The sequence below is a fragment of the Streptomyces sp. NPDC058307 genome, from assembly GCF_042880295.1.
Taxonomy (GTDB): Bacteria; Actinomycetota; Actinomycetes; order Streptomycetales; family Streptomycetaceae; genus Streptomyces.
Window position 1 is genome coordinate 85,690 of record NZ_JBHVYZ010000012.1, and the last position, 12,610, is coordinate 98,299.

The following is a 12,610-nucleotide window of genomic DNA, read 5'->3' on the forward strand; positions in this document are numbered from 1 at the left end:
GTGCACACGCGCGTGGTCAACGTCAGGGGCCGTATCCACGAGTACGGCCCGCGCCTCGAACACGCGCCCGCCGACCTCGTCCACGTCGGCCGCCGCTGGACCATGGGCGGCTGGGACCTGCCCAAGTACCCGCTGTACAACCCCTTCGTCTACGACACCCCCACGCACCGCCGGGACGGCACGCGAGCCGAGGTGATGGCGAAGTACCGGGCGTATCGCACCGACCGGTACCCCCGCGGCCGGGCAGCCCCGGCTGCAGACTCTCAGCGAGCGCGAACGCGAGGTACTGGTCGCCATCGGCCAGGGCTGGACCAACGCACTCACCGAGATCGGGGCACGTGACCGCATTCAGGCCGTGAGAGCATCACGCTGCGCTACATGTCCGTTGGCCGTAGCTGTACGAGAACAGGGCCGTCGCGGCGGTGGCGTGGTCAGTCCTGGGTGGTGGGGAGAGGGAGAAGCCGCTGGAAAGTCGGGACGGCGACGGCGGCAACAGCGACGTGCATGACCATCAGGGCGATGACGGCGCCCCAACTGGTGCCGGGCCGACTGTCGGAGATGCCGACCATGACGTCCGGGATCAGGCTGACGATCAGGACGACGGGCACGAGGGTGCGCAGCAGCCGGGCCGGGCGTGCCGAGCGCGCGCGGATGATCGCCCAGGCGGCAGCGGCGATCAGGACGCCGAAGACGGTGAGGGCGGCGTAGGCGGGCAGTTGGAGGGCTTCGAAGTCGTCCGAGGCGCCGGCGGCGTGGGCTGTCGCGGCGACAATGGCGTTGATGGCGACGGCGACCGCAGCGGTGCCTATCAGGCCGCCGGCGACGACGAGGCCGCTGCGGCGGGCCGGGTGGGCGACGAACTGGTGGCTCATGGTGTTTCTCCGGATCGTGTGGGGGACGGGTCAGGGAAGCGGGTGGGGTCAGCCGGCTATGACGACGGAGCGGCGAGTGGTGGTGGTGTCGGAGAGCGCGGTGAGCATCCAGGTGGCGACGTCGGCGCGGCTGACGGTGTTCCCCATGCGCAAGGTGGCCGACTCGGGCAGGGGCTTGGCGGCGCCTGTGGCGGGACCGTTGGTGAGACGGACGGAATGGACGAGGGTGCAGTCGAGGTCGCTGGCGCGCAGCGCGTCCTCGGCGGCCGCCTTGTCCTTGACCATGGCGCCCATGGCTGTGCTGGACGTGAACTCGGCGGGTCCGCTCAGGCGCTCGCGCAGCACGGCGGAGGAGGACAGCTCCAGGAACCGGGTGACGCCGGTGGTGGCGGCGCCGGAGATGACGGCACGCGTGGCGTCGGTGATGACGGTTCCGCCGGTGGCACCGAGCGTACTGATCACCGCGTCGATGCCGGCCATGGCCTGCGTGACGTCACCGGCGTCGGTGGCCCGCCCGAAAACAACGTCGAGGCCGGGCTGAGCATCCAGCTTCCGCGGTGAGCGGACGAGCGCACGCACGGTGTGGCCCGCGGCCGACGCCTGCTCGACGACCAGGCGCCCGGTGGCACCGGTGGCACCGAGGACAAGCAGCTCCATCGGGGACTCCTCAAGGTTCGGCGCTGCTCGGAACCCCGGGCAGTCACTTAAAGCGTTAAGTCGAAAGTAGCGGCAATGACTTAAAGCTTCAAGTGAAAACGAGAGGGAGTCACTTGAAGCGTGAAGCGTCGGTACATTGGAGGGCATGACGAACACCCCTGCTGACGAGGCACCCCGCTGGCTTGACGAGGAGGAGCGCCACGCCTGGCACGGATTGATGGGCGTCATGCGGCGCCTGGAACACGCGCTCGACACGCACCTGCGCGACGAAGGGCTGACGCACTTCGAGTACGGGGTGATGGCGGCACTGTCGGAATCACCGCAGCGGGAACTGCGCATGAGCGCGCTCGCCGCGTTCGCCGAAAGCTCGCTCTCTCGCCTCTCCCAGGTCGTGGCCCGGCTCGAACGCAAGGGATACGCCCAACGCCGCCCCGATCCGGCCGACGGCCGCTACACGCTGGCCGCCCTGACCGACGAGGGGTATCAGAAGATCGTCGACGTCGCTCCCGGCCACGTCGCGGAAGTCCGCCGCCTGGTGTTCGACCCGTTGACCAAGGCACAGGTCAAACAGCTCGCCCACATCGGCCAGCGCATCCTGCACACCATCGCCGGCGACGGCGACCGCGGCTGAGACCGTCCGGGCGCCAGCGGCTCGACATGGTCGTTGCGGCACCTGGCTACGATCGCCGCCGCAAGCCCGGTCGCGCGACAGCTCCACCGGTCACAGCTCGGTGGTCAGCCGGTCCTGGGTCCTCCTCAGCGTTCGCCCGGTGCGGCTCTTCAGCGGTGAGCCGGTGATGCCGTGCGCCGTTGCCCTTCGTGGTCGGAAGGCGGATCGTCCTGTCCCAGGACGCGGTCCTGGAGACGGCGATGGCGTCGCGGCTGGAGAAGCTCGATCGGCGGGAAGCCGCCGCTCAGGGCTCGGTGATCTCCGAACGCAAGAACGTCATGGCTTGCCTGGGCTGAGGGCCGTGACGCGCCGATCAGGCCACGTGGCCACTCTCGAAGAGGTGGCCCACGTCATCACCACTGAGCGAACCGGGGGCCGTTCCGGGTGCGGTAGGAACGTGTGGTGATCTGTCACAGCGGTTCCTCCACCACTCGGTTGGCCCCCGCCCGGGCAGCGGGACCGGGATGAGGGCCCGTCACCGGTGCTGGGCCGTGCCCAGCTCGTCGGTGTACCGGGCGAGGGCCTCCTCGGCCGTGGGGACGGGGCCGAACAGCTGCTGCTGGCGGCGGGGGTCGGCGACGTAGCGGCCGGTGTCGAACCAGCCGAACATCGCGGCCATGTCCTTGACCACCGGATTGAAGCGGCCGACGACGGCTCCTGCGGCGCGGACGACGACGGAGGGTACGGCCCACACCTTGATCTTCTTTCCGGCCCGGCGGCCCATCAGGTCGGCCACTTCGCGCATGCTGGCCGCACGGTCCCAGCCGATGTCGATGCGCTCACCGTTGTCTGCCTCGGCGTCGACGGCGGCCGCCAGGTAGGCCGCGAGGTCGGAGGTGTGGACGAAGGTCAGCGGGACGGTGGCCTTGGCCGGCCAGATCAGGCGGCCCGTGTCGAGCGGGTTGCCCGCCATGGTGGCGACTTGGTCGAGGAAGGCCCCCGGGCGCAGTGCGACGAAGGGGACGCCGAGCTGTTCGAGCTTGTCCTCGGCGAGCTTCTTGTGCCAGAAGTGCGGGACCTGGGGTGTCTGGTCGCTGGTGAGGATGCTGGTCAGGACGAACCGCCGGATGCCGGAGCGGTGGGCGGCCTCGGCGAGGTTGGCGTTGCCGACGGTGTCGATGTCGTGTGCGTTCTTGCCGCCGCGGGTGTAGCCGGCGGCGGTGGTGATGACGGCGTCGGCGCCGTTCATGGCGGCGACGAGCGAGTCGAGGTCGAGCATGTCGCCGCGGGCGATCTCGACACCCCGCTTTTCGAGTCTGCTCGCGTCGGTGGTCGGCCGGACCAGGGCGCGGACGTTCTTGCCGCGCGTGAGTAGTTCGTCGACGACCTTGCCGCCGAGGGAGCCGGTCGCGCCGACGACGAGGACGGGGAGGGTGGTGGTCATGGGGGTCTCACTTTCCATCAGGGCAGGAGTGGGGGGATTCAAGGTGGCGCGGACGTGGGCGCCGTCGGCCAGGGTCGCTCAAGGTGCGGGCCTGTGATGGGCGGATCTGCGGCGCGGGTCACCGCCGGTCCGCAGGAGCTTGTGGGGGTCGGCTGTGAACGGGACGCGGGTGATGCGGCCGTCCTCGATGTGCAGCCTGGCTGGCGACGGTGAAGGGCTCGACATCCCCGTCTGAGGCCCCGCTCAGCCCGTACTCCCTGACGTACCGGGGTGAGCGGGGGTCGCGCCACATCCGCCGGCGCGGCTCACCGGGCCTTGTCCGACAGCCGCGGAGCCCGGGCTCCGTTCAGCACGTGCCTTCGTGCAGTTGGGTGCGCTGCAGCGCTGTCGCGAGGACGCCGAAGCGATGTGCACTCCAGGCGGAACCGGGTGCACAGGCCGCGGGAGTTACTCAGACTCTTCCCGGGGAAGAACGCCGCTGTTGATCGCGTCGGCTATGGCGTAGGCGGTGCGGACAAAGGCCTCTGCCTGCTGCGCCGAGAGGTCCCGTGCGGAGGTCTCCTCCAGGGCCTGCCACATGGCTGTGATGGGTTCGCGCATAGCGCGGCCTTTGTCGGTGAGGTGGACGACCATGACGCGCCGGTCGTGTGCGGCAGGCTCGCGGACGAGCAGGCCGGCGTCCTGCATGCGGCGCAGGGACTTGGAGACGGTGGAGTGGTCCAGGCCGACGCTTTCGAGCAGCTCGGACTGGGTCTGGCCGTCCCGGTCGAGGAGTTGCATCAGCAGCAGTTCCTGTCCGGGGTGCAGGTCCATCTCGCGGAGCATGGCGCCGGCGCGGGCACGGTGGGCGCGGGCGAGCTGGAAGATCGCGTAACTCATCGGCCCCTCGCTCGCCGTAGAGGGGGTGCGGTGGGTGGAGCGGGGCATGATGCGGTTCCTCAGACGGTGTGGGTGGGGTAGTCGGTGTAGCCGGCCGCTCCGCCGCCGTAGAAGGTCGCCGGGTCGGGGGTGTTCAGCGGCGCGTCAGAGCGTAGCCGCTCGACCAGGTCCGGGTTGGCGAGCGCGAGGGCGCCGACGGAGACGAGGTCGGCCGTGCCGTGGTCGATGTCCTTGGCGCGGGTGGGCAGATCGGTGCCGGCCCGGTTGAGGATCAGCGTGGTCGGCCACAGCGCGCGCAGGGTGGCCAGCAGTTCCTCGTCGCCGGCGTGCGTCACGTGGAGGTAGCCGAGGCCGAGCGGGGAGAGGGCGCGCAGGAGCGCCGGATACAGCTCGGCGGTGTCGGACTCGGCGATGTCGTTGAAGGGGTTGCCCGGGGAGATGCGCAGGCCGGTGCGGTCGGCGCCGATCTCCTCGGCCACGGCGGCCGCGACCTCTACGGCGAAGCGGATGCGGTTGTCGATGGAGCCGCCGTAGCCATCGGTGCGCTGGTTGGTGTTGTCGGCCAGGAACTGGTGCACCAGGTAGCCGTTGGCGCCGTGGATCTCCACACCGTCGGCACCCGCCGCGACGGCGGCCGCTGCGGCGCGGCGGAAGTCGTCGACGGTCGACTCGACCTCCTGCGTCGACAGGGCACGGGGCGTCGGCATCTCCTGGGGCCCGGACGCGGTGAACATCACGCCCTGCGGCTGGACCGCCGAAGGGGCGACCGGCTGACGCCCGTGCGGGGTGTTGTCGGGGTGCGCGATACGTCCCGTGTGCATCAGCTGAATGACGATCCGGCCGTCGGCCGCGTGTACGGCGTCGGTGACCTTGCGCCAGCCGGCGATCTGCTCGTCATCGTGGATACCGGGGGTGAAGAGGTAACCCTGACCGTCGGCGGAGGGCTGGGTCCCCTCGGTGACGATCAGCGCGTGCGAGGCGCGCTGCGCGTAGTACTCGGCGTTCAGCTCGGTCGGAACGCCTTCCGGTGTGGCCCGGCTGCGGGTCATCGGGGCCATGACCAGGCGGTGCGGGAGGGGGATGCCACCGACGGTGGTCGGTGTCCACAGGGCGTTCAGCATGGGTAGTCCTTCGGTGCGGTGGATCGGAACAGGGGGAAGGGCGGGTGTGATCAGTCGAGGGTGAGGGCGAGCTTGCCGCGGACGTGTCCGGCGTCGCTGACCTGCTGGGCGGTGGCGGCCTCGGCGAGCGGGTAGGCGGTGACGGTGGTGACGAGCTTGCCGGTGGCGGCGTCCTGCGCCAGGGCGGCCAGGCGGGCGGCCGAGCGTTCCTGGCCACCGCTGGAGAAGGTGACGCCGAGCTGGTGCGCGCGGAAGTCGGCGATGGTGACGATGCGCTCGGTGCCGCCGCGCAGGGCGATGGAGTCCTCCAGGGCTCCCTTGCCGGCCAGGTCGAACACCGCGTCCACGCCGTCGGGGGCGAGCTCCCGGACCCGTTCGACCAGGCCCTCGCCGTAGAGGGTCGCGGTGGCGCCGAGCGCGGTGAGGTACTCCTGGTTGCCCGGGCCGGCGGTGGCGATGACCCGCGCTCCGCGGGCCGTGGCGAGCTGGACCGCCAGAGTGCCGACCGCTCCGGCCGCGCCGTGCAGCAGTACGGTCTCCCCGGCTGTGACGCCGAGCAGGTTCAGGACCCGCTCGGCCGTCTCGCCCGCCACCGGCAGCGCGACCGCGTGCTGCCAGTCGAGGCCGGCGGGCTTGGGGGCGACGGTGGTGGCCAGCGCGTACTCGGCGTACGAGCCGGTGTCCGACCAGCCCAGGACCTCGTCACCGACCTGCACGTCCCGCACGCCCTCGCCCAGGGCGTCCACCACGCCGGCGAGCTCGACACCGGGGACGGCGGGGAGCGGGGTGGGGAACGCGGCCTCCATCGCACCGGAGCGGATCTTGCCGTCCAGCGCGTTCAGCCCGGCCGCCCTGACGCGGACGCGGATCTGCCCGGGGCCGGGCTGCGGGACCTCGATGTCCGCCTCGTGCAGCACGTCCGTGCCTCCGAAACGGTCGAACTGGATGGCTCTCATGACGACTCCTCTCGTGCCGCCACCCATTTAGGTGGCTGGCCACACGGATTAACGTACCAGCAATCGCGTGGCTAGCCAAGTATTTGTCATTGCGGGGTGGAAGTGGCCGCTTCTACCTGGACCCGGACATCCCGTACGTGGTCGGCGCGAACGCCGAGCAGGTGGTGGACCGGCTGCTGTCCGCCGAAGGGTTGCGTCGCTCCAACATCGGCCACTGGCTGGTGCATTCGGGCGGCAAGAAGGTCATCGACGCCGTGCGGGTCAATCTCGGGCTCACCCGGCACGATCTGCGCCACACCAGCGGCGTGCTGCGCGACTACGGCAACCTGTCGAGCGGCTCCTTCCTGTTCTCGTTCGAGCGGCTGATGCGTGAACGCGTCGTACGGGCGGGCGAGTTCGGGGTCCTGATGACCATGGGACCCGGCTCCACGATCGAGACAGCACTCGTCCAGTGGTGAGGAGAATCCGGTGAACGACCAGCTGAGACTGCGTATCGACGGCAGCCGGCCGCTGAGTGCGGAGACCGTCGCGGCGGTGGGCGCCGTGTGCGACGCCGCGGAGGACGGCCGGGCACGGGGCCCGGTCGTCCTCGAACTGACCGGCAGCCCCGCCGGCCCCGGTTGGACGGACGGCCTGACGGTCGGGCTCGTCAGCAAGTGGGAGCGCGCTCTGCGCCGGCTCGAACGGCTGCCGGCGGTCACGGTCTCCATCGCCGACGGCGCCTGCGGCGGCGCCGCTCTGGACGCACTCCTCGCCACCGACCTCCGCGTGGCGACCCGCTCCCTCCACCTCCGGCTCCCGGCCCTGGACGGCACGACGTGGCCCGGCATGGCCCTCCACCGCCTCGCCCAACAGGCCCCCGGCATCGCGTCGATCCGCCGCGCGACCCTGTTCGGCACTCCGATCGACGCCTCCGAGGCCCTGACCCTGCATCTGATCGACGAGGTCGCGGACGATGTCACGGGCGCGGCCGCAGCGGCTGCAGGCCTGGCGGCCGGCGTCAACGGCCCGGAAATGGCCATCCGCCGCCAACTCGTCCTGGATGCCCACGCCGTCCCCTTCGAAGAGGCGCTCGGCGCCCACCTGGCAGCCTGCGACCGAGCCCTGCGACGAACGGCGGCGGAGGCGGCCGCGTGATCCACACGCACAACGAGCCCGGCCCGCGCCGACTGCGGGCCGGGTTTGCGTGCGTCGAGGCGGCGCCGGCGACCGGCGTCAACGGCCCCGAACGCCAACCAGCCCGCACCACAGCGGAAGCGAGCCCATGACAGACACGCCCATGACAGACACGTACGCCCCACCCGACCTGCACGCTCGCAAGCAACGGGCCGGGCTCGCGCACGACCGCGCCGCCCTCCGCCACGCCGCCGGCCTCGGTCCGGCGCGCGCGGACGAACGCCGGGCGTTGCGAGCCGCGGTCCTCGCCGTGCACGCCGATGCCGTGTATGCCGAGGTCACCGAGGAGTACACCCGCCGACTGCGGTTGGCCGAGTTGGCCGAGTCCGCCGGGGCGGCCTTTCCCGGGCTGTTGCCGACGCCGGCCGAACTGGCCGCGGACCAGCAGTTGCCGCAGGCGCTGAAGGAGGGCCACGAGATCGATCTCGGCATCTTCTTCGGGGCCGTCCTGCACGCACCCGCCGCCGGTGGACATCTGATGGGGACGATGCTGCGGCCGACCTCGCGCGCGCTGGAGCTGCTGCCCACGTACACGGCGGTGGGCGAGGCCGACCTGGGCTCGGTGCGGATCGAGCGCCGGGACGGCGTGGCCCGGCTGACGATGTGCCGCGACGACTGCCTGAACGCGGAGGACGACCGCCAGGTCGACGACATGGAGACGGCCGTGGACCTCGCCCTGCTCGACCCGGCGGTGGAACTGTGCCTGCTGCGCGGCGGCGTCATGACGCACCCCCGGTATCAGGGCAGACGGGTCTTCAGCGCCGGCATCAACCTCAAGTCCCTGCACGCGGGCGGCATTTCACTCACCGGCTTCCTGCTGCGCCGCGAGATGGGCTACCTCCACAAGATCTGGAGCGGCCTGCGCACCGGCGAGGACGGCGAGTGGCCACCGCCGGTGCGAACCAAACCCTGGGTGGCAGCGGTCGACGGCTTCGCGATCGGCGGCGGCATGCAGCTGCTCCTCGTCTTCGACCACGTACTCGCCGCCGCGGACGCGTATCTCAGCCTCCCCGCCGCCCAGGAGGGCATCGTGCCGGGCGCCGCCAACTTCCGTCTGGCCCGGTACACGGGCCCTCGGCTGGCCCGGCAGATCATCCTGGAGAGCCGCAGGATCCACGCCACGGACCCGGAGGCACAGCTGCTCGTGGACGAGGTGCACCCGGCTGAGCAGTTGGACCAGGCCGTCGAGGACAGCGTCGCCCGGCTGCGCGGCCAGGCCGTGGCGGCCAACCGGAAGATGCTGAACTCGGCCGAGGAGGACCCGGAGGCGTTTCGCCGTTATCTTGCGGAGTTCTCCCTGGAGCAGGCCCAACGCCTCTACAGCACGGACGTGTTGACCAAGGTCGACCGCTTCACCACGAAGAGCACGGAGGGCTCCGCCGGTATCGGCGCCGCACCGCCCGGCTGACAGGCCACTCCTCCCCGCACCGCAAGGAGAACACCCGGGCGGTACCGGATCCACCGGTACCGCCCGGGCGTTCCTCGTCAGTTCACCCTGTACGCCTCCCGCTCACTCCGTACGCAGGGCCCGAGCCGTCCCCGTCCGGGCCGCCCACCCCGCCGGCAGCAAGGCGCCCGCCGCCGCGATGACCACGCCGCCCAGGGCGAGCAGGACCAGGATGCCAGGACCGTAGATGTCGATGTCCGCGGCGGGGATCTCCGTGCCGGTGGAGCGGCCCATCGCCGGCATGACGAGGTGGTGCAGGGCCACGCCGAGGGGTACACCGATGGCGCCGGCCACCAGACCGGTGGCGGCCACGGAGGTGAGGACCATGGTGACGGTCTGGCGCGGGCTCATCCCCAGCGCCTTGAACACTCCGAGGTCGTGGACCCGTTCGCGGGTGTCGAGCACCACCGTGTTGAGGACGCACAGGCAGGCCACGACCACGAGCATCGCCGTCAGCATCGCGATCAGCGACTGCATCACCACGATGACGGTCGAGGTACGGCTGTCGTCGGAGCTCGTGGCGACCCCGCCGATCTTCTTCAGCCGGGTGTTCAGCCCGTCCAGGTAGTCGCCCTTGTCCTTGCCCGAGGCGAGGTCGACGGTGAAGTGGTCCAGCTTCACGTCGGGCACGATCTGGGCCACCGACGCGGCGTCGGCGCGTACCGCCATGCCCTGGTCGCCGAGGTCGAAGATCTCGCCGACCAGCTTCAGCCGTGCGCTGTGGCCCTGGTCGGTCAGCGTCACGGTGTCGCCGATCCTGGCCCCGGTGGCCTGCAGGAACCGGGCCGGTGCCACCGCCTCGCCGGGTGCGGAGAACCAGCGCCCCGACACCATCACCTGACCGGCGCCCTTGGCGTCACCCTCGTAGACCACGAGCGGTGTACCGCCCTTGACGCCGGCGACGCTCACGAAGGTCTTGCCGGTGCCGAAGTACGATCCCGTGCCGGACTGCGCCTTGATGGCCGCCTCGACCTTGGCCGGGTCGGCCGGCTTCACATCGTCCTGTGGACCCGTCGTCGTACCGGGCGCGCCGCGGCCGTCCTGCTCTTCGCGGGCCGTGGCGCCGCCGTCCGAGCGGGAGCCCGTCCCGGGCACCGTGCCTTCGTCGCCGCGCGTCGGCGCCTGGCGGTCGCCGGCTCCGCTCCGCTCCGGCGCGCCGGGCCGTCCCATGGTGCTGACGGTGACGTCACCGACCGAGTCCGGGTTGCCGTGCGTCTGGATGGCGAACAGCGAACTGCCCAGCCCCACCGCGAAGGTGATCGCGAGCGCGCCGAAGCCGACGGCCGCCGCGGTGGTCGCCGCCCGCGCCGGACGCGCGAACGGTGTCGCGAGGCCGAGGCTGACGGAACGCGGCACCGGCAGCCGGGCCAGCAGTCCACGGACGTGGCGCCCGCGCCCCTCGCTCGGCGTGCGCCCGACGTTGATCGCCACCGCCGTACGCAGCCGGGCGGCGCGCAGGGCCGGGCCCAGCGCGGCGGCCACGACCAGCGCCAGTGCCGCAAGGGGCACCAGGATGTCGATCCACAGCGGGATGAGGAGGGCGCTCGTGTGGTACGCGGTCTCGACCTCGTTCAGCATCGGGATCGCCAGCAGGTTGCCGACGACCGCGCCCAGCAGCGCGCCGAGCGAGGCCGGGATCAGGGCCTGTCCGACGTACGCCCGGCCCACCTGCGACGGTGTGAAGCCGATCGCCTTGAGGATGCCGATGCGGCGGGTGGACGCGGCGACGGCACCGCTGACCACGATGGAGATGATGAGCACCGACATCGCCAGGGCGATGAGCGCGAACGCGCTCACGAACGGGACGAACGCCGAGACGTTGTTGTCCGCGATCTGCTTGACGTCGAGCCACGACTGCGCGCCACGCAGGGCGCCGTCGGGCAGCCCCGCAGAGACGGCCTTCTTGCCGGCCGCGACCGCGGACTGGCTGTCGGCGTCGTCGAAGCGGTACAGCATCTGGTAGCTCGAGTCCGCGCCGGACGCGGCCAGTCGGCTCAGCTGTGCCGGCAGCACCCAGGCGTCGGCGCTCTCGCCGACCGATTCGGCGATCCCCGTCACGGTCAACTCGGCTTTTCCGGCCGGCCCGGTGGCCTCCACCTTGCTGCCCACCGCGATGCCCGGGGTACGGGCACTGGTCTCCAGCACGATCTCGCCGGTCTTCGTGGCCCACTTGCCCTCGACGAGGTTCACCTGGTCCACCGGCTGGTCCGCCTCCGCGCGGCCGACCACCGTCACCGGCGGCGGTTCGATGCCCGGGGGCCCGCCGCTCGCCGACTCCAGCCGCAGCGAAGCCACGGGGAACGGCCCGGCGGCCGCAGTCACGCCGTCGGCGGCCGCGGTTGCCGCCAGTTGCGCCGAGGACACCTTCGTCGCGTCGAACTCCGCGCTGAGATGCGCCCCGTGCTGCTTGGAGAAGGCCTGCTCGAACGGTCCCTGTGAGGCCACCAGCAACCCGGCGCCGAGCACCGAGGCCGCCACCGCGAGCAGCGTGGTCAGCACCATCACGACGGTCTGCACCCGGCGCCGTCCCACGCCCGCGCGGACCACGCGGCCGAGCGCACCGCCACCGCTCGGCCCGGTTCTGCCGTCCTGGGTCCCTCCGGGCGGCGGGGACGCGATCGCGCCGGGCTCCGCGAGTCGGGTGCCGGCCGGGCCCACCGGCCCCAGCGCGCTCATCGGGCCACCTTCGGCATGCTGTGGGCGGTGTCGCGGGCAACCTGTCCGTCGACCAGTTCGACGGTCCGGGTCGCGCAGGCCTCCGCCAGCGACAGGTCGTGGGTGACGAGCATCATCGTCTGTCCGTCCGCGTTGAGCTCGCGCAACAGCGCCTGTACGTCCGCCCCCGACGCGGAGTCGAGTGCGCCGGTCGGCTCGTCGGCCAGCAGCAGCGCGGGACTGTTCATCAGCGCCCGGGCCACGGCGACCCGCTGGCGTTCGCCGCCGGAGAGCCGGCCGGGGTAGGCGTGCCGGTGCCGGGCGATGCCGAGGTAGCCGAGCAGTTCGTCGGCGCGGGCCGCGGCGCGGCCGCGGGGCATGCCCGCGAGCTGGGCCGGCAGCAGGACGTTGTCGGCGACGGTCAGGTCGTCCAGCAGGTTGAAGAACTGGAAGATCATACCGATCCAGGCCCTGCGGTACTTGGCGGAGCCGGTCTCGTTCAGTTCGTCCACCCGTACTCCGGCGACGGTCACGCCGCCCTGGGTCGGCCGGTCGAGCCCTGCGACCAGGTTCAGCAGCGTCGACTTGCCGCTGCCGGACGGGCCCAGCACGGCGACCGCCTCGCCGGGCTGCACGTCCAGTGTCAGCCCGGACAGCGCGGGCGGGCCCTCGTCGTACGCCTTGCTCACGTCACGCAGTTCGATGAGCGGGTCGATCAGGTCCCTCACGGCGCCTCCAGGTGTGCCAGATCTCGTTCAGTACTCGAAGAAGCTAGGGGTGAGGGGTCAAGTAG

12 protein-coding genes and 3 pseudogenes are annotated in these 12,610 nt (G+C 71.5%); 7 read left to right on the forward strand and 8 right to left on the reverse strand.

Annotated elements, in window-relative coordinates:
• Window positions 1-216: pseudogene (locus ACFVYN_RS11765) on the forward strand (hypothetical protein); the annotation flags it as partial.
• A pseudogene (locus tag ACFVYN_RS11770) lies at window positions 215-358 on the forward strand (DNA-binding response regulator); the annotation flags it as partial. The pseudogenes ACFVYN_RS11765 and ACFVYN_RS11770, both read left to right, overlap by 2 nt.
• A 73-nt stretch (window positions 359-431) precedes the next feature.
• On the opposite strand, the gene ACFVYN_RS11775 reads toward ACFVYN_RS11770, so the two are convergent.
• Window positions 432-872 carry a DUF6069 family protein gene (locus tag ACFVYN_RS11775; protein ID WP_389996066.1) on the reverse strand — a complete coding sequence of 147 codons (441 nt, stop codon included), beginning with the start codon at window positions 870-872 and terminating at the stop codon, window positions 432-434.
• Between the two features lie 48 nt (window positions 873-920).
• Entirely contained in the window at window positions 921-1,529 is a 609-nt protein-coding gene (locus ACFVYN_RS11780; RefSeq protein WP_389996069.1) for an NAD(P)-dependent oxidoreductase, read from the reverse strand.
• A 145-nt stretch (window positions 1,530-1,674) separates the two neighbouring features.
• Between ACFVYN_RS11780 and ACFVYN_RS11785 the strand changes: the two genes are divergently transcribed.
• Together ACFVYN_RS11785 and ACFVYN_RS11790 are read left to right on the forward strand one after the other, a co-directional pair.
• Entirely contained in the window at window positions 1,675-2,160 is a 486-nt protein-coding gene (locus ACFVYN_RS11785) for a MarR family winged helix-turn-helix transcriptional regulator (RefSeq protein ID WP_389996072.1), read from the forward strand.
• Window positions 2,161-2,339: 179 nt separating this feature from the next.
• Entirely contained in the window at window positions 2,340-2,495 is a 156-nt protein-coding gene (locus tag ACFVYN_RS11790) for a hypothetical protein (RefSeq protein WP_389996075.1), read from the forward strand.
• Window positions 2,496-2,674: 179 nt separating this feature from the next.
• On the opposite strand, the gene ACFVYN_RS11795 is transcribed toward ACFVYN_RS11790, so the two are convergent.
• From ACFVYN_RS11795 to ACFVYN_RS11810, 4 genes are all read right to left on the reverse strand, one after another.
• Window positions 2,675-3,583 (reverse strand): SDR family oxidoreductase, encoded by a 909-nt coding sequence (locus ACFVYN_RS11795; RefSeq protein ID WP_389996078.1) that lies wholly within the window; start codon window positions 3,581-3,583, stop codon window positions 2,675-2,677.
• Between the two features lie 447 nt (window positions 3,584-4,030).
• On the reverse strand, window positions 4,031-4,510 hold the full coding sequence (locus tag ACFVYN_RS11800; protein WP_389996080.1) for a MarR family winged helix-turn-helix transcriptional regulator: 480 nt from the start codon (window positions 4,508-4,510) through the stop codon (window positions 4,031-4,033).
• 11 nt (window positions 4,511-4,521) lie between these two features.
• Complete coding sequence (locus ACFVYN_RS11805) at window positions 4,522-5,583, reverse strand: alkene reductase (protein WP_389996083.1); 1,062 nt, start codon at window positions 5,581-5,583, stop codon at window positions 4,522-4,524.
• A 50-nt stretch (window positions 5,584-5,633) separates the two neighbouring features.
• Complete coding sequence (locus tag ACFVYN_RS11810; RefSeq protein ID WP_389996086.1) at window positions 5,634-6,539, reverse strand: NADP-dependent oxidoreductase; 906 nt, start codon at window positions 6,537-6,539, stop codon at window positions 5,634-5,636.
• Between the two features lie 110 nt (window positions 6,540-6,649).
• Between ACFVYN_RS11810 and ACFVYN_RS11815 the strand changes: the two are divergent.
• The 3 genes and pseudogenes from ACFVYN_RS11815 to dpgC all read left to right on the forward strand — a co-directional run.
• Window positions 6,650-6,997: pseudogene (locus tag ACFVYN_RS11815) on the forward strand (3-oxoacyl-[acyl-carrier-protein] synthase III C-terminal domain-containing protein); the annotation flags it as partial.
• Window positions 6,998-7,007: 10 nt separating this feature from the next.
• Window positions 7,008-7,676, forward strand: a complete 669-nt coding sequence (gene dpgB, locus ACFVYN_RS11820) for an enoyl-CoA-hydratase DpgB (RefSeq protein WP_389996089.1) — start codon at window positions 7,008-7,010, stop codon at window positions 7,674-7,676.
• 142 nt (window positions 7,677-7,818) lie between these two features.
• Window positions 7,819-9,123 carry a (3,5-dihydroxyphenyl)acetyl-CoA 1,2-dioxygenase DpgC gene (dpgC, locus tag ACFVYN_RS11825; RefSeq protein WP_389996092.1) on the forward strand — a complete coding sequence of 435 codons (1,305 nt, stop codon included), beginning with the start codon at window positions 7,819-7,821 and terminating at the stop codon, window positions 9,121-9,123.
• Between the two features lie 102 nt (window positions 9,124-9,225).
• On the opposite strand, the gene ACFVYN_RS11830 is transcribed toward dpgC, so the two are convergent.
• Window positions 9,226-11,838, reverse strand: coding sequence for an ABC transporter permease (locus ACFVYN_RS11830; protein WP_389996095.1), 2,613 nt, complete (start codon window positions 11,836-11,838; stop codon window positions 9,226-9,228).
• Entirely contained in the window at window positions 11,835-12,545 is a 711-nt protein-coding gene (locus tag ACFVYN_RS11835; RefSeq protein ID WP_389996098.1) for an ABC transporter ATP-binding protein, read from the reverse strand. The genes ACFVYN_RS11830 and ACFVYN_RS11835 overlap by 4 nt, the downstream gene beginning before the upstream one ends.
• Window positions 12,546-12,610 lie beyond the last annotated feature (65 nt).